The following is a 16372-nucleotide window of genomic DNA, read 5'->3' as shown; positions in this document are numbered from 1 at the left end:
ATAGATTCGCTAAACTGACAGCATGAGTGATCGCATGAACAGGATTATGGAGCGCCTCAATCGGCAGCGGGATGATGATCACTGCATTGAGGCCAAGAGCGGTACGGGCAAACTCGACAAAGCGTTCTGGAGCACTGTCAGCGCCTTTGCTAACACTCGTGGGGGTCTTATTGTTCTGGGGATTTCAGAGGATCAGGAAACTGGGCGTTTTGTGGTGAACCCTGATTTTGACTATCACCAGATGAGCGATCGCTTAGAGGATGCGTTCCGCCCCTCGCAGGAGAACCCGGGTGTCACGCCGCTTCCGCGCGTGGAGCCTGAAGCGGATGAGTACAACGGCGCCCCGGTGATTGTCTTGAGGGTGTACCCGATGAGGGATGATCCGAAGTTGGGCAAGTTAATGCCTTGTTATGTCACAAGTCAGGGTCCGCGGAACGGTTCTTATAAGCGGCTGTTCGATGGTGATCATCGGCTATCTTCGTATGAGGTGTTTCAACTTGCCACCTTGTATGAACCGGATTTGGCGGAGTTGGCACCGGCGCCGAAGGCAACGCTGGATGATCTGGAGAAGCCGGAATGGGAAGCGCTTTTGGGCTCTTTTGTTAAGTCTGGGTCCAGGCTTATGTACGGAACGAAGAGTGATGTAGAGGCGCTTGAGCGTCTGCATGTTGTTGATGGGGGTGGCACGCCTACTCTTGCGGGCACGCTTGCTCTTGGGACGTATCCGCAGCAGTTTTACCCACAATTGTTCATTGATGTTGCGGTACACCCGCAGACAGAGAAATCTTCGGGGGAGGTGCGTTTTCTTGAGCGGAAGCAGTGTGATGGTCCGTTGCCGATTGCGGTTGAGAACGCAATCCAGACTGTGTTAGCCAACCTTCGTACGCGGGCTGTGGAGCGTGGTTCTGTGATGATTGATGAGCCGGAGATTCCGGAGATTGCTATCCGTGAGGCGGTGGTCAATGCCGTGATGCATAGGGATTACAACCCGCAGGTGTTGGGTCGGCAGGTGCAGATTGATATCTATCCGGATCGGGTGGAGATCAATAATCCGGGCGGTCTTTGGGGTGATCGAACGGTGGACAATATTCAGGAGAATCGCTCGACTGCTCGTAACCAGTACCTAGCTAACTTGTTGAGTCATTTGCGCACGCCTGGGGGCTCTTCGCGTGTTGCGGAGAATCAGGGCAGTGGAATTCAGCGTATGAAGTCGGGGATGCAAAAGCATGGTCTGCCTCAGCCGTTGTTTACTGCGAACATTGGCGATTTCACTGTGACGCTTTTCCGCTTCGGTTTGTTGACTCCGGAGATTGCGCAGTGGCTGAATCGGGTTGCTCCGAAGGCGACTAGGGAGGAACAGGTGGCGCTTGCGATTGCGCATGGCCTCGGTGCGGTGTCTACCCGGGAGCTGAAAGACAATGTGGGGCTTGATAGTGATGACGCGCGAGCGATCTTGAACGGACTTGCGTCGGCAGGAAGCTTGGTGCCTACGAGTGATCCCGATCGGTTTACGCTTGCCCCATCCAACGGTGGTGCGGGTAGTGCGGACCCAGAGATCATTAACGTTCTTGCGGGAGGTGGGGAGCTTTCAGCTCGGGAGATTGCCGATGCGCTAGGTGTCAGCCTTAGCAGTGTGCGGCCTCGCTTGCGCAAGCTTGTCGACGCCAACGTGATCTCACCAACCGCTCCCCCCACGAGCCGCAACCGTCGTTATCGGATTTAGGTGGCCGGTTAGTCGTCAGATGTGGCGTCGAGACGCGCCTGGTCCTTTGCTCGCCTGCGCTCGCTGATTTTTCCGGCGAGCGCGCCGAAAACCAGCATGCCGATAACTGCGCCGACGATGGCGCCAATGGTGCCGGCGCCGCTGAACTCGCCCTCGGGGTTGTACGCGCCGGTGATAATGATGATTGCCAGCCACACTGCGACCAGGCCGAAGTAGAGCACAAGCAGGCCGCGCGGCATCTTGCGCAGGCTAGAGACTGGCCGTGGCACGTAGTTGCGCATCCAGAGGGCAGCGGCGGCGCTACTGAGTCCAGGCACGCAAAGCACAAGCAGTGACCACATGGCGAGCTGGCCGGGAAGTACCAAGGCAAGGATCGCACCCACGAGCGCTGTTATTGGCAGGGACGTGTACAGCGCTACAGAGTCGGCTTTGTAGTAGGTCGAGGCTTCGAATTCGTCCTGGGCAATGTCCGCAACATAGTTAACAATGGTGTCGCCGTACTGCTTCATCAGTAATCCTTCTTAGAGCTGTTCCTCGTCATCGCCGAAGATTTCCTCGACGGTTTTGCCAAGTTCGCGGCAAATGTCCAGTGCCAGGTATACGGAAGGCGAATAGTTGCCGCGCTCAATGTTGGCGATGGTTTGGCGCGAAACGCCGACTTGGTCGGCGAGTTCTTGCTGGGAGAGTTCCAGCCAGCGCCGCCACTTGCGCACCATGCTCATGCCGCTCTCCTTTCGTTCCCTTCCATATACAAAATGTAAACCCGCAACGACCAACTGTCAAGCAAACTTTACACAACGGCAACTATCCCCGGTTTGGCAGAATGCTGCCGCAATTCAAAAAAGCTCCCCCAGCACTACACCGCAGCTACGCTGGCGCACATGGCATATGAGATCGTCTCTACTCACTTCGTCGCTCACGAGCACGACCTCGCCGACGCGTATGAGCTCTACCGCGCCCGCGTGGCTATGAGTCGCGCGGAGGTTGTTGCGATCTCTCCAAGCCCGCACCCGATTGACAGCGAGTTCTTCCTTTGGGACCTGCGCTGCCAAGCCGCCTACGACAACCTGCCCGCCCCGGAAACCATGCAGCTCTATGAGCTCAATGCGTTGGTGGATTTTGTCACGACGGATCGTGATGAGGCGGTGGAGGATTTCTTCTTCGAAGGCCCCACCGAGCCGACTGCGTACCCGGCGTTTCTTGGCGGGCTTGCGGATTTCCGGGTGCGTGACGCGCCAACAGACGCGATGTCACTGATCACCGTCATCTACCTGGGTGCGGAGCACAACGCGGCCACAGCGGAGACGCTGTACCAGGAGCTTATTGGCCACGTGCACGCCGTGGCGTACCAGCCCAACCTCGCCGAGAGCGACAGCACGGAGCAAACCAAGCTCGTGGGGCCCCTGTGGCTTCGCGACGCCACACTCAACATCATCGGCAAAGGCGACGGCCTCTTCTCCCCCGGCAAAACCACCTGGACCGGCTGGTTCCTCACCGGAGACACCCCCGAGGCGGTTGAGAACGCGCTCACTGAGCGTATCGACGCAGGCGCCGTCGTCCTCGCCCGCACCGTCGCCGAACCGTTCTAAGTGTCCAGCTTCTCCCCGAGCGGCCCCGCGATGATCAGGCGGATGACGTAAATCGTCAGCGCCGGCAGGAGGAACACCGTCAAGGGCACGGCCCACCCGATCGGCAGCGCAACCACGCCCCACACCCCTGCCGCCAGGACAATGACCGCGCCGAGGGTGTGGGGGAGGTGGCGGAGGGTGGACAACGTGGCGTCGATAAGCAAAGGCCCAAAAGGCGCCGGACGGGAGGACGCGAGGCCGTAGAACCACACCGTCACCCCCGCGATGAGGAATAGGCCGGACAAAGCGAGGGCCTGGATGAGCGTGAGTGCGAAGCCGGAGACGCCGGCTTGGAACACCACGAACTGCTGGTACGCAAGCAGACCCAGCAAGAGAACGAGGAGGAACCAATAGGCGGTGGCGGGTTTCCAGTGGGAGGTGAGCTGGCGAAGAAAGCGGAGCCAGTAGCGCGAGCCGACGCCCTGGACCATCTCGCGCACCACCACATTGGCCGCGCGTACTGCCGCGCCCACCGTGACTACCGGCAGGCAGGCGACCACCAAAAACATGTTGAGAATGACAATGTCCGCCATCAGCGTGACGGCGGACATGAAACGGGACTCTGGGTGGAACACCCTTTTAAGGCTAGCCCGAGTTAGCCCTTCACTGCACCTGCGGCGACACCTTCGACGATGTGCTTCTGTGCAGACATGTAGAACACGATGATCGGGATGATGGCCAGCACCAGCATCGCCATCATTGCGCCCATGTCGCGGTTGCCCTGGGAGCCCACGAACTGCTGGATCACAACCGGGATCGTGCGGTACGGGGTGGACAGGCCAATGACCAGGTAGGGCAGCAGGTAGTCGTTCCACACCCACATGGCGTTCAGGATGGCCACGGTGATCGCGGTCGGCTTCAGCATGGGAAGCACGACGCGGAAGAAGGTGGAAAGGGGCGAGCAGCCGTCAATAACCGCGGCCTCTTCGATCTCCAGCGGGATGGACTTAACAAAGCCCGCGAACATGAACACGGACAGGCCAGCGCCGAAGCCCATGTACAGCACCACCATGCCCAGCGGGTTGTCCAAGCCCAGGCGGTCCGCGATGGCCACGGTTGGGAACATCACCATCTGGAACGGGATGACCATGGAGAACACGAACATGTAGTACAGTGCGGACGTCCACCACGTCTTCACACGGGTGATGTAGTAGGCGGTCATGGCGGAGAAGAACACAATCGCGGCCACGGACAGAATCGTGATCACGAACGACCACACGATGGCCATGCCAAAGCCTTCGCCTTGGATGCCGGTGATGTAGTTCTCAAACCCAGCCCACATGTCCCCCAGCGGCAACGCGAAGGGGTTGTTGGAGATGGAGAACTTCTGCTTGAAACTGTTGAGCAGGATGAAGAAGATCGGGCCCAAAAACACCACGGTGAGGAAGAGCAGCACGGCGTAGATCAGGGTCTTCGCCGGGCCGGAGACGCGCGCCTCCGAGGCCTTAACAGGTGCCTTCTTGGCCGAAGCTTCAGGTGCTTGAATGCTGGTAGTCATGGGTTATGCCTCCACTTCCCTGCGACGGGTGGTGCTGAGCTGGAACATTGCAATGACAACGACAACAACCACAAAGATCACTGCCTTTGCCTGGCCAACGCCCTCAACACCGACGCGGTTGAACATGGTGTTCACAATGTTCAGTGCCACCATCTCGGTCTGGCCGCCAGGCGCACCGTTGGTCAGCGCCAGGTTCTGGTCGAACAGCTTGAACGTGTTGGACAGCGTCAGGAACAGGCAGATGGTGATGGACGGCATGATCATTGGGATGGTCACGTGCCGCAGCATCTCCCACTTGCTTACGCCATCCAGCTCGGCGGCCTCGATCAGCTCCGGCGGCACGTTCTGCAGACCGGCGATGTAGATGATCATCATGTAGCCCACCAGCTGCCAGTTCAGCAGGATGACCAGGCCGGCGAAGCCGAACTTCCAGTCAGACACGATCGTGGTGCCGTACTTGGCCAGCACCGCGTTGATCATGGACTGCCAGGTGTAGCCCAGCACGATGCCGCCGATCAGGTTGGGCATGAAGAAGATCGTGCGGAAGAAGTTGGTTCCTTTAAGTTTGCGGGTGAGCACCCACGCGATGGCAAATGCGAACACGTTCACCGTGATGATGGACACGATGGATACCAGCGCCGTGAACCCGAAGGATCGCACGAACCCTTCTCGGGCGTTGAACGCCTGTACGTAGTTGTCCAACCCCACCCACGTTGCGTTGGTGATGGTTGTGAAGTTGGTGAACGAGAGCAGGAAACCCATCACAAACGGAACCAGGAATGCGATGAGGAATGCCAGCAACGTTGGCAAAACGAAAATTGGGAAATACTTTTTCAAAGACTGTTGCATGCGTAGGTGCCTCTTTCGGGAGGGTTGTGGTGAGGGGGTATCCCCTCACCACGGGCTGTCGCTTATCGACGACAACGTGTGATCCGCTTTTACGCTACCCAGCTTTTAGCTGGTGCGCTTCTCGGCCTTCCAGTCCTCGACGAACTTGGCCACAACGTCAGACCACTCCATGTTGCCGGACGCGTACTGTGCCAGGTTGCCACCGAAGAGATCCTTGAACTGCTGCGACGGGAAGTACTGGAAGTCCCACGGGATGGTGGAAACCTCAGTGTTAGCAATCGCAGCCTGAACCTGCTTTGCCAGCGGGTCAGCCGGGGTGTCCTCCGGGCCGTAGTTCTTAAACGGAGCGATGAAGCCGAGATCATTGATCACGTGCTCCTTGCCCGCATCAGAGGTGAACAGCCAGTCCAGGAAGTCCTTGGACGCCTGCTGGTCCTCCTCAGAAGCCTGGGAGTTCACAGCAAAGTAGTTCTCCGTACCAACGTTGATGCCGGTGGTCTCCTCATTCGGCAGACCCATGTACATCGGCATGAACTTGATCTTGTCTTCCTTGACTACGTTGCCGTTGACCTCAGCGATCTGGCTCCATGCCCAGTTGCCGTTCTGCACCATGGCGGCCTTGCCTTGTGCGAACTCAGCCATGGAGTCGCTCACTGCCTTGGACGGTGCCAGGGACGGCTGGACGGTGGAGTTCTGCAGGTACAGGTCGAAGAGGTTCTTGAACTCCTCGTTGTACTCAAAGGTCACGTCAGCGGTGTTCTGGTCGCCAACATTCTCAAACTCGTAGTGCATCGGGCCGTTGGCCAGGTGGGTCTGCCAGCGCCAGTCCTCACCAGAGGCAAGGGAGGTGGAGGCAAACGCGCCGTCAATACCCAGCTCGTCCTTCTTGGCCTGCATGTCCTCAGCCAGAGCCTTCAGGGACTCGAAGTTGGTGACCTCATCCACGGACGTGACTGCCGCACCCGGGAGTGCGAAGTACTGGTCCAGGATCTCCTCGTTGTAGAGGATGCCGAAGCCCTCCACAGCGAACGGGACGCCGCGAACGGTGCCGTCCTCGCCCTCAAGCGGGGTCACGTCCTCGTTCAGCTGCTGTGCAACCTGGGTGTCGCTCAGGTCAGCGGTGTAGTCCTTCCAGGTTTCAAAGCCGGTCGGGCCGTTCATCTGGAACAGGGTCGGGGCGTCAGACTTGGACACCTCGGTGCGCAGGGTCTGCTCGTACTTACCGGAGGCGGCGGTAACCACCTTCACCGGAACGCCGGTCTCTTCGGTGTATTCCTTTGCAATCTGCTGGTAAGCCGCATCCTGCTCCGGCTTGAAGTTGAGGAAGTACACGCTTGGGCCGGCTTCGCCACCGCTGCCACCGCAGGCAACGAGGCTGGTAGCGGTCAGTGCTGCAGCTGCCGTGGTGGCAAGTACGCGACTGATCTTATTCATGAGTCGTCCTTCTACTAAGGGAAACGTCGTACGTTTACCAGTGTAGTGACATGTCAATACCCATCAAAACAGTTGTGTGATGCGTCACTATCCGGTGCAGACTCCCCGCGGTAGACCATCGCTTCATCACGGTGGGTGGGCAGGACGTGGTCGAAGTAGGACTCGGCGGCCTCTGCAAGCGGGACGAAACGCTTGTCGTTTTGGCTCATGAACCAGCGGTGGTCCAGGATCTCGTGGAAGATCTGGGCGGGTTCGAGTTTCTCGCGCAGTTTGGGCGGGATCAGGCTCACCACCGGCTCGTATTCCTTGACCATCCAGCGATGCGCCACCGCCTCAAGCGGGAGTTTGCCGCCGTAGCGCACGGCGCGGTAGACCTCCATCTCACCCAGCAGGCGCTGCGCCTGGCGGTCCTGGACGTCCAGGCCGGTCAGGGCTTGCAATTTTCTACGGTTAAAGCCCGTGGAGAACACCGCCGGCTGGACATGGACGCGGCGCATGTCGCCCTCGTTGGAGATCTCCATCTCACCCACGTCAAAACCAAGCGCGTTGATCTTGGCCACGCGCTCACTGATCGCGTCAAACGCCTGGTTGCCCTGGACGTAGAGGTCACCCGTCATCAGGTCCCACAGCTCCAGGTAGTTGCGTTCAATCTCGTTGCCCACGGCAATGACGTCCATGGTTTCGTCGATCATGCCGCCGGCCTGAAGATCCATTAACTCGCCGATGATGTTGACGCGGGCTACGTCAACGTCGTAAAGCCTGCGGCCCTTGGACAGCGGTTCGTGGAACTCGCCGGTCTCCGCGTCCACCAGGTAGGCGAGGAACTCGTCTGCGTCACGGCGAAACAGCGTGTTTGACAGCGACACATCCCCCCAGTAAAAGTTGACCAGATGCAGGCGCACCAAGAGCACAGCCAGCGCCCTGATCAGCTTGCTCACCGTGTACGGGGCGAGCTCGCGGGAGAACAAATCGCGGTACGGCAAAGAAAACCGCAGGTGCTCAGTGACCAGGCAGGCGGTCAGCGGCTCACCATCCGCATCCACGCGGTGGGTGATCACCGCCACCGGCACCACGCACGGCACACCTAATTCCTGCAGGCGGCGCAACATGCGGTACTCGTGGTACGCCACAGACTCACCGATCTCCTTGACCGCAAACACCAACTCATCGGCGGCGATCAGGCGGACTGTGTGGCGGGAAATACCGCGCGGCAGCGCTGCAAGCAGGTCGGAGTCCCATTCCTCCAGCGGCACCGACCACGGCATGGTGAGCAGCGTCGGCGCATACGCTGGAGAAACTACGTTCAGCTTCTCCAGAGACACAGCTAAACCAGCTAAACCAGCAAGAAGCTAGATGCGCTGACCCGTCGCCTTGGAAAAGACGTGCAGGCCGCCCTCCTTGATGCGGGCGTGGATCACGTCGCCCTTCTTCGCGCCGGACAGCGGCGGGGTGCGCACCACAATCTGGTCGCTCGCAGCACCCTCGCGGCCTTCCTCTAGGCCGGCTTCGCGCCAGCCGCCGCCAGCCAGGTGGCCGTAGACGTAGGAGTCAGAGCCCAGCTCCTCCACAAAATCCACCTCAACCGGGATCGTGTGCGGCTCATCAGCGCCGACAAGTTCCAGCGACTCCGGACGGAAGCCAAGGATCACCTGGCCGTTGTCTTCCACGGATAGGGCGTTGAGCGTAGCGTCGTCCAGCGGGATGCTCGCCTGACCAATGCGCGCGGTGCGGGTCTGCGGATCCACATCAAAGGTGGACAGGTTCATGGCGGGCGAGCCGATGAAGCCGGCAACGAAGACGTTATCCGGGTGATCATAGAGCTCACGCGGGGTGCCTACCTGCTGCAGGACGCCGAAGTTCAACACGGCGATGCGGTCGCCCATGGTCAGCGCCTCGGTCTGGTCGTGCGTGACGTACAGGGTGGTCACGCCCATGCGGCGCTGCAGGTTAGCAATCTGGGTACGGGTTTGTACGCGGAGTTTGGCGTCCAGGTTGGACAGCGGCTCATCCATAAGGAACACCTGCGGCTCACGCACAATCGCACGACCCATGGCCACGCGCTGGCGCTGGCCACCGGACAGGGCCTTCGGCTTGCGGTCCAGGTACTGCGTCAGGTCCAGCGTTGCCGCTGCCTCTTCCACACGGCGGTTGATCTCATCCTTATCCATCCCCGCAATCTTCAGCGCAAAACCGATGTTCTCGCGCACGGTCATGTGCGGGTACAGGGCGTAGTTCTGGAACACCATGGCAATGTCGCGCTCTTTGGGGCTGGCGTTGGTCACGTCCTTGTCCCCGATGAGAATGCGGCCCTCATTGGTGTCTTCCAGGCCTGCGAGCATGCGCAGTGCGGTGGATTTGCCGGAGCCGGACGGGCCGACGAGCACGAGGAATTCGCCGTCTGCGATTTCCAGGTTCAGGCGGTCAACGCTGGGCTTGTCCGCGCCGGGGTAAATGCGGGTGGCCTGGTCATAGGTCACGGTTGCCATAGTGTTCTCCTCCATCGGCAGGTACGTGCCGAACGATCCGTTGTGGGGTGTACAGCTCAAACGTTACACGTGCGCAGGGGCTTTTTGCTTGTCGACGCCTAACGCTGCCCTCCCACCCTGCCCTCCCACCCTGTCCCACCGAATATCCGCGCGTACCATGGCCGCCATGAATCCGGATAACAATAAGAGCTACCGCGGATCTCGAAGCACGAAGGGCAAGGACTGGGCTGCCGTCTTGGGCCTGACTGCCTTGCTGGGCGGCATTGGCGGCACGGTGGGCTACGCCCTGCCGGATACGCCCGAGCCTGTGGTGATTGCCACCCAGGCCGAGGCACCCGCGGTGGAGATCTCGGACCCCTCGGATGTGATGCTGGCGGATGATGAGGCGCGCCTGCTTCGTGACGTGGAGCGTCTCCAGCACCCGGACACAGTGAAGAAGCTCCACTTCATCACGCTGGACGAGGGCCGCGAGAACGTCAACGACGCGGTAGAGAACTTCCTGCGTGATAACTTCCCGGACCAAATCCTGGACAAGAAGTTTGCGGATGGCATGTTGATCGTTGGCACCGACGTCAAAGGCCGCAACAACTTCATCTTCGCCGGTGAGGACGTTGCCAACCAGCTCTACTTGCGCTCCGGCGAGCGCCTGGAGGACGCCCTTGAGGCGATGAAGCCTGGGCTGCGGGACGACAATATCCCGGCCGGCTACTTCGCCGGCGCGGACCTTGCCATGGACATTGATGCCGCGCAGAACTACCCGGTTGACAGCGCCGCCGGCAACAAGGCAGCCGCTGGCATCGGCCTTGGCGCCGCAGCCGGTGGCGTAACGCTTGTGGGTGGGTCGATTGCTGCGAGTGGGCGCAATAGGCGCCGCAAAGCAATCGCTCAAGCCCGCGAGAACCATGCGATCATTGGCCGCGAGTTCACGGGTCTGAGCCAGCGCATTGATGAGCTGGACATTCGCGCCAACTCCGTCTCCAGCGCCTTTGCTAACGCGGAGCTGCGCAAGCAGTGGGAGGAGGTGCGCGACCGCTTCCTGGGCATGCATGACGCGATGCAGTTGGAGGTGGGCACGGACCGCCAGGCGTGGGAGAATCACAAGAAGCTGGCCAAGTTTGCCGATACCGTGAAGGACACAGGTAATGCGGAGGAGAACATCAACCGCCTCTTTGCGGTTGAGCAGGGCGATCCGGCTGAGCGCGCCGTGATTATTAATGAGGTGCGCACGGACGTGATCAAGGCCCGCCGCCAGATCAAGGACCAGGAGCTCAAGCGCGAGCTGGCCAAGCTGGAGCGCGGCCTGGATTACCTGGACCAGAACCCGGATTATCCGAAATTTGTAGACCAGTTCACCCGCATTCTTTCGGATTACAACCAGCTCATCCCCGAAATCAAGCGCCGCGAGTTCTCGGATGTGAAGGAGTACAACAAGCTCTACGCCCCGCGCCTGACGGATCCTGGCTACATTTACTCCAACTACATCCCGTACGTGGCGTTGACCAGCTGGCATTCTTCGAATGTGGAGGCCCACCAGGCGGCGCAGTCTTCCTCTTCGTCTTCGTTTAGCGCGAACACGGGCTTCAGCTCGGGCTTTTCGGGTGCGGGTGGTTCCAGCTCGTACTAGGTGTTGGGGCTTTTCGCTTGCCGACGCCCCAAGCGTCCCCGCCCCAGCCCGCCTTAGCCTGGCCCCAAACATCGGATAGTGCCGGTTTAGTGCTGGGGGAGCTTTTTTCAATTGCGGCAGCATGTTGCCAAACCGGGGATAGTTGCCGCAATTGCTTGAGGCGTCTGCTTGAAGCGTCCACCCGGGGCAGTCGCGGTAAAGTCAGCGGCGTCCCGTTTCCCCTCTGCTGAAAGAGAAAAAACATGAAGAAGCTGATGGGCGCTGCCGTTGCCGCCTCGCTGGTATTCACCCCTGTAACCGTCGCACCTCAGGCGCAGGCGAAAGTCTTTACGCCACCGGTTCTGACTACGAAGAAGTGCTACCCGAACTGCGAAAACGAAAAGGGCAAGAACAACACCACCGGGACCCAGAACAACACGCAGGACAACAAGTCCAGCTCTGACATCGGAGCTGCCATTGGTGTGATTGTCTTGCTGGCTCTGTTCCTGCCCATCATGGCGTGGTTCAACCCTTATAACCCGAACGGTAGCTTTGCCAACGCGTAGCTAGAGCGCGCCATTTCCGCTGGTCAAAGCCTGCAAGAAAAAAGTTTGGCTAAGGACTAGACAAGAAATGTAAGGCGTGTGTATAGTTTCTCTTAGCAGGTTCTCTCGCCCACGGTCCAACCCCCCCGTGACCGGATGAGCGCTCACCCACCCCCCCCATTTTAGAGCGCGAGTGGCGAGGGGACCTGCTCTTCGTTTCTCAGACAGCATCCCCCAACCTCCTGGTACAGGCTCTGCATGGGAGCGACACAAGCCCGCGGAGATCCAACATTCCACACAACAAAGTCCTACGCAGGCTGGCATTTCAACCACGATTTAAGCGTGGAGTGCTAAACATCGGAGAACAAGGGTCGGATAAGTCCTCTCGGCGAGGTGCCATGACTGGGGCTATGGGAGAAGTTTTCCCGTGGGCTGCCTCGGCTCTGCAAAAAAGGATTTGAGCGAGGTAGCAACTGCCTCTACGACGGGCGAAGGATCTGATCGCCATACAAGCGTTGCCTCTAGGTAACGTCTACCGCCACGGATCTCCGCAATCGCGACGTCAGCGTGAACACTACGAACAACAGTTGAGAGCGTGATTGTGCACCCCAAGCCAGCACTCACCATCGCTAAGAGAGTGTATGAATCAGGCGCAGTCTGCGTGATCTTGGGTTTGATGCCGGCTGACTCGAGCAGTTTCAGGGCAGTGCCGCGGAGGCCGGATCCTTTTAGATCTTCAAGCATGATCCATGATTCGTGCTTGAGTTTTTCTAGATCAATGACTGGTTCCGAGGCCAACGGGTGGGTCGGTGGGAGAGCTAAAACTATCTCCTCAAATTCCACGAGAAGCTCATTGAGTTCTGGCTTGACCAACGGTCTCTTTGAGAAAGCCAAGTCAAGTTTGCCATCAGCCACTAGGCCTTGCGCCTCCCCCGCATAGATCATTGGCACTAAATCAAGCTCCACCGCGGGTAGTTCTTTGCGGAGTTGTTGGGCTAGGGGTGGAAGGAGACTATTTACTGAGGCGCCTGCGTAGCCGAGCGAAACCCGTCCGCGCACGCCCTTTTGTGCGTGTTTAAGGACATCTAGTGCATTCTTCTCTGCGCGAGCTATCTCGCGGGCGTGGGGGAGGAAGGTTTCCCCTTCAACTGTCAGTCTTAAGGGTCGGTATTTGCGGGCAATTAGTTCAGCGCCGACTTCTTGCTCTAGGCGGCGGACACGTTGGCTCACCAGTGGTTGGCTGATGCCAAGTATCGCTGCTGCCTTTGAAAAGCTTGCCTCCTCATGCACTGCGATGAATGAATGAATATTGCGCGTATCCACAGTATGCCTTTTTCTTATAAGTGATAATCCATTTTTATTGGACGATATGTGTGTCGCTCAATAACTTCTAGTCAGTGTTATCTACGCCACATTGGCGTTCTGGATAGCTCATGACTGGAAGGAGGCCACGAGTGCCGAATAATCGAGTGCTGGTAACTGGCGGCAGCAGAGGAATTGGTGCCGCAGTAGTCGAATCATGTAAATCCCAAGGCTATGAAGTCATTGTTCTAGATAGAGATGGTGACGGAGCCATACATTGCGATCTTTCGGATCCTGTTGAGACTCAAGCGGCGCTTGAAAAAGCCCTGGAAGGTGGCCCAATTTGCCGCCTAGTCAACAACGTCGGCGCAGTCTTTCCGAACAGTTTGGAAAACCAAACAGTAGCGGAGTTTAACGCCGTCATGAACCTTAATCTGCGAAGCGCGTTTCTTTGCATGCAGGCATTGGCGCCAGGGATGAGGCAAGAGCAGTTTGGCCGAGTGGTGAACATTTCTTCCCGTGCGGCCTTGGGCAAGCTCGATCGTTCTGCATATGCGGCTTCCAAAGCAGGGCTAATTGGCATGACGAAGACGTGGGCGCTCGAAATGGCATCGCAGGGGATCACTGCAAATGCCGTTGCACCAGGACCTATCGCTACAGAGTTGTTCAATAATGCGAATCCGGAAAACGCCCCCAAGACTCGGCAGATCATTGAAGCGATCCCAGTTAAGCGGATGGGTGCCCCAGCGGAGGTAGCCAACGCGGTCTCCTTCTTTCTTGGGGAAGAAGCCGGTTTTGTGACTGGGCAGGTTCTCTACGTTTGTGGGGGCATGACGGTAGGAGCTCAGCATGTCTAACACGAAAATGGCGATCTTTGGGGGCGGATCAATTGGTATTGCCTTCGCAGTTGTCTTCCTGCGTGGGGGTAATGACGTAGCAATCTACGAGCCCTCGGCAGAGCGCCGCTCTCTGATTCTCGATGAGGTCTGTGGAAGGGCAGAGCAGTTGTCCGCGGCAGGTTTGGCTTCACTGACGGAGGAGCAGGTACAAGCGCACCTCAGCGTCAGTGAAGATCTCTCGGAAGTATTGCGAGGGGCTGATTTAGTCCAAGAATGCATTCCCGAACAGCTTGAGCTGAAATGGGATCTCTTCCGGCAGATCGCGGAACATGTAGATCAGGATGTCATTGTCGCCAGCTCGTCGTCTGCCATTACGGCATCGAAGAGCATGGAAGACACTGGCTTGATTGAGCAAGGATTGGTCGCTCACCCCGGCAACCCACCGTATCTGCTTCCCGTCATTGAGATTGTCCCAACACCGAAAACCAATAAGGCGTTGGTGGAACGAGCAATCGAGATCTATGCGAGCTGTGGTTTGGAACCGGTGCTCATCAAAGTTGAACAGGAAGGATTCGTGTTCAACCGTTTGCAGGGTGCCCTTCTCCGCGAAGCCTATGCCTTGGTTCGTGATGGGGTAATTGGAGCAAACGACTTGGACAAAGTGGTTCGGGACGGGCTTGGACGCCGTTGGGCTTTCATGGGGCCATTCGAAGTTGCTGACGTTAACACTCGCGGAGGCATCGTGAAACACGCAGAGCGCCTGGGGCCGGCGTATTTGCGGATGGGCCAGGAGCGAGGCCAAAACGATCCGTGGGAGCCTGATCTGGTTTCGCGGGTCGAGGCCGAACGACGAGAAGTTATGCCGCTAGACAAGTGGGAAGAAAGGGTCGCGTGGCGCGACTCTGCTCTCCTGGAACTCGAAAAACTCAAGCAAACTCTGGAGGGAAATGGTTAAAATGATCGACCTTTCTGGATTCATTGCAACGGAATACGTTGCCCTAATCATCATTGGTCTTACACTCGTAGCCTTCGTCCTTGACCGGATACCCCTGGCGATCACTGCGCTTTGTTCATCGTTGTTGCTTGCACTTTTCGGGACGATGGAGTTCAAGAAGGTCTATTCAGGCTTTGCAACACCTGTAACTCTCTTGGTCTTCGGCATGTTGATCGTGGGGTATGCCCTCTTTGAGACCGGTGTGGTGAAAGTCCTTGGCAGCTGGATCCTACGATCCCGTTTCGCAAGAAATGAGAAGTCGCTGCTGGCAGTGATGATGCTGGTGGCGGGTGTAGCATCAGCTTTCCTGAGCAATACAGCGCTGGTAGCCACATTTATCCCGCTGATTGGCGGAATGGTCGCCGCCGCGCCTGGTCGGCTGTCTAACAAGAATCTGTTGATGCCCCTTGGTATGGCAGCTTCCGTTGGCGGAACAATCTCACTGGTCGGCTCAACATCGCAACCGGTCGCCTCCAGCATTCTTGAGGAGTCAGGATACGGCGGGCTGGGAATGTTTTCCTTCGCGTATGTGGCGATCCCTGCCCTGATTGTTTTGATTCTCTATTGCGTCACTATTGGCTACAAGGTAATGGAGAAGTCGTTCACCTTTGCGGATGTCAATGTTGTCGGTGGTGGCACTTTCGAAGGCAGCGACGCGCCGGGTGCTGAAGAATTCGAGAACTTTAAGCCGACAGTGCATACGTGGATTGCAACGGCAACACTTCTGTTCTGCGTCGTATCATTCGTTACCGGCTTGCTCCCAATCGAAATTACTGCACTCATTGGTGCTGCAGTTGTCTTGATTACCGGATGCGTGGACTTCAAGAAAACTATGGCTCAGTTGGACTGGAATACCGTCCTTTTAATCGCCTTCGCACAGGGTATTGCTGCAGGCATGAATGACAGCGGTGCTGGTCAGAAGATCAGTGAACTGTCCGTCCAGATCGTCGGCGATAACCTCTGGATGCTGCTCGCAATTGCCGTGATTGTGACCGTGGTGTTGACCAACATCATGTCGAACACAGCTGTGGCAGCAATGATGACGCCGATCTTCATCGGCATCGCAGTTGGAGTGGGGGCTAACCCATATACGTTTGTCCTGGCGATCGCCTTGGCATCGAACATGTCGATTGCTACTCCGATTGGCGGAACGGCAATGTCGCAAACACTGGTTGCTGGCTACAGTTTCCGCGACTACCTGAGGCTCGGTGTTCCGATCACAGCCTTGCTGACGATCCTGGTCATTATTCTTACGCCAATGTTCTTCCCATTCGAGATGCTTCCGTAGTTTCTCGAAGGAGTCCCTTAGTAAGGACAGCTCTTGGAGCGCATTGCTTTGGTTTCTGGGGGTCCGGGCCCCAAAGCAATGCGCTTGAGTGCTTCGGTGCCGGAGAAGCGATCGATGCGCCAGACAGAGTCGATGCGGCTGTAAATGAGGCGGTCGGCTATTTGGTAGCAGTGTCGTGACTAT

The 16372-nt window shown here is 58.0% G+C and carries 16 protein-coding genes; 7 read left to right on the top strand and 9 right to left on the bottom strand.

Annotated features, from left to right (window positions below):
- Positions 1–22: 22 nt before the first annotated feature.
- Positions 23–1723 carry an ATP-binding protein gene (locus HMPREF3104_RS00520; protein ID WP_070493162.1) on the top strand — a complete coding sequence of 567 codons (1701 nt, stop codon included), beginning with the start codon at positions 23–25 and terminating at the stop codon, positions 1721–1723.
- Between the two features lie 8 nt (positions 1724–1731).
- Here HMPREF3104_RS00520 and HMPREF3104_RS00515 read toward each other — a convergent pair whose 3' ends face one another.
- Both HMPREF3104_RS00515 and HMPREF3104_RS00510 read right to left on the bottom strand, forming a co-directional pair.
- Entirely contained in the window at positions 1732–2232 is a 501-nt protein-coding gene (locus HMPREF3104_RS00515; RefSeq protein ID WP_070493159.1) for a hypothetical protein, read from the bottom strand.
- A 12-nt stretch (positions 2233–2244) separates the two neighbouring features.
- Entirely contained in the window at positions 2245–2445 is a 201-nt protein-coding gene (locus HMPREF3104_RS00510; protein ID WP_070493156.1) for a helix-turn-helix transcriptional regulator, read from the bottom strand.
- A gap of 159 nt (positions 2446–2604) precedes the next feature.
- Between HMPREF3104_RS00510 and HMPREF3104_RS11875 the strand changes: the two genes are divergently transcribed.
- Entirely contained in the window at positions 2605–3312 is a 708-nt protein-coding gene (locus HMPREF3104_RS11875; protein WP_083278825.1) for a hypothetical protein, read from the top strand.
- On the opposite strand, the gene HMPREF3104_RS00500 is transcribed toward HMPREF3104_RS11875, so the two are convergent.
- The 6 genes from HMPREF3104_RS00500 to HMPREF3104_RS00475 all read right to left on the bottom strand — a co-directional run bounded on the left by HMPREF3104_RS00500 (position 3309) and on the right by HMPREF3104_RS00475 (position 9618).
- Entirely contained in the window at positions 3309–3926 is a 618-nt protein-coding gene (locus HMPREF3104_RS00500) for a MusI family membrane protein (RefSeq protein ID WP_070493152.1), read from the bottom strand. The genes HMPREF3104_RS11875 and HMPREF3104_RS00500 overlap by 4 nt on opposite strands.
- A 20-nt stretch (positions 3927–3946) precedes the next feature.
- Entirely contained in the window at positions 3947–4849 is a 903-nt protein-coding gene (locus tag HMPREF3104_RS00495) for a carbohydrate ABC transporter permease (RefSeq protein WP_070493149.1), read from the bottom strand.
- Positions 4850–4852: 3 nt separating this feature from the next.
- On the bottom strand, positions 4853–5698 hold the full coding sequence (locus tag HMPREF3104_RS00490) for a carbohydrate ABC transporter permease (protein WP_052205712.1): 846 nt from the start codon (positions 5696–5698) through the stop codon (positions 4853–4855).
- Between the two features lie 105 nt (positions 5699–5803).
- Positions 5804–7132, bottom strand: a complete 1329-nt coding sequence (locus HMPREF3104_RS00485; protein ID WP_070493146.1) for an ABC transporter substrate-binding protein — start codon at positions 7130–7132, stop codon at positions 5804–5806.
- A gap of 53 nt (positions 7133–7185) precedes the next feature.
- Complete coding sequence (locus HMPREF3104_RS00480; RefSeq protein WP_070493213.1) at positions 7186–8397, bottom strand: DUF4032 domain-containing protein; 1212 nt, start codon at positions 8395–8397, stop codon at positions 7186–7188.
- Between the two features lie 84 nt (positions 8398–8481).
- Complete coding sequence (locus HMPREF3104_RS00475; protein ID WP_070493211.1) at positions 8482–9618, bottom strand: ABC transporter ATP-binding protein; 1137 nt, start codon at positions 9616–9618, stop codon at positions 8482–8484.
- Between the two features lie 166 nt (positions 9619–9784).
- Here HMPREF3104_RS00475 and HMPREF3104_RS00470 point away from each other — a divergent pair, with 166 nt between their 5' ends.
- Together HMPREF3104_RS00470 and HMPREF3104_RS00465 are read left to right on the top strand one after the other, a co-directional pair.
- Positions 9785–11242, top strand: coding sequence for a DUF5129 domain-containing protein (locus tag HMPREF3104_RS00470; protein WP_083278827.1), 1458 nt, complete (start codon positions 9785–9787; stop codon positions 11240–11242).
- Positions 11243–11484: 242 nt separating this feature from the next.
- Entirely contained in the window at positions 11485–11787 is a 303-nt protein-coding gene (locus tag HMPREF3104_RS00465; RefSeq protein ID WP_070493142.1) for a hypothetical protein, read from the top strand.
- Between the two features lie 387 nt (positions 11788–12174).
- Here the strand turns inward: HMPREF3104_RS00465 and HMPREF3104_RS00460 are convergent, their stop codons facing one another.
- Entirely contained in the window at positions 12175–13089 is a 915-nt protein-coding gene (locus HMPREF3104_RS00460; protein WP_070493139.1) for a LysR family transcriptional regulator, read from the bottom strand.
- 131 nt (positions 13090–13220) lie between these two features.
- Between HMPREF3104_RS00460 and HMPREF3104_RS00455 the strand changes: the two genes are divergently transcribed.
- Genes HMPREF3104_RS00455 through HMPREF3104_RS00445 form a run of 3 tightly spaced genes read left to right on the top strand, consistent with a single transcriptional unit; the run spans position 13221 to position 16189 of the window.
- On the top strand, positions 13221–13925 hold the full coding sequence (locus HMPREF3104_RS00455) for an SDR family oxidoreductase (RefSeq protein ID WP_246816273.1): 705 nt from the start codon (positions 13221–13223) through the stop codon (positions 13923–13925).
- Complete coding sequence (locus HMPREF3104_RS00450) at positions 13918–14862, top strand: 3-hydroxyacyl-CoA dehydrogenase (protein ID WP_070493134.1); 945 nt, start codon at positions 13918–13920, stop codon at positions 14860–14862. Before HMPREF3104_RS00455 ends, HMPREF3104_RS00450 begins: the two co-directional genes overlap by 8 nt.
- Positions 14855–16189: an SLC13 family permease gene (locus HMPREF3104_RS00445; protein ID WP_246816272.1), complete on the top strand. Its 1335-nt coding sequence runs from the start codon at positions 14855–14857 to the stop codon at positions 16187–16189. The genes HMPREF3104_RS00450 and HMPREF3104_RS00445 overlap by 8 nt, the downstream gene beginning before the upstream one ends.
- Positions 16190–16372: the final 183 nt, after the last annotated feature.

The organism is Corynebacterium sp. HMSC30G07 (assembly GCF_001806945.1).
Taxonomy (GTDB): Bacteria; Actinomycetota; Actinomycetes; order Mycobacteriales; family Mycobacteriaceae; genus Corynebacterium; species Corynebacterium riegelii.
This window is presented reverse-complemented; position numbering and strand designations above follow the sequence as displayed.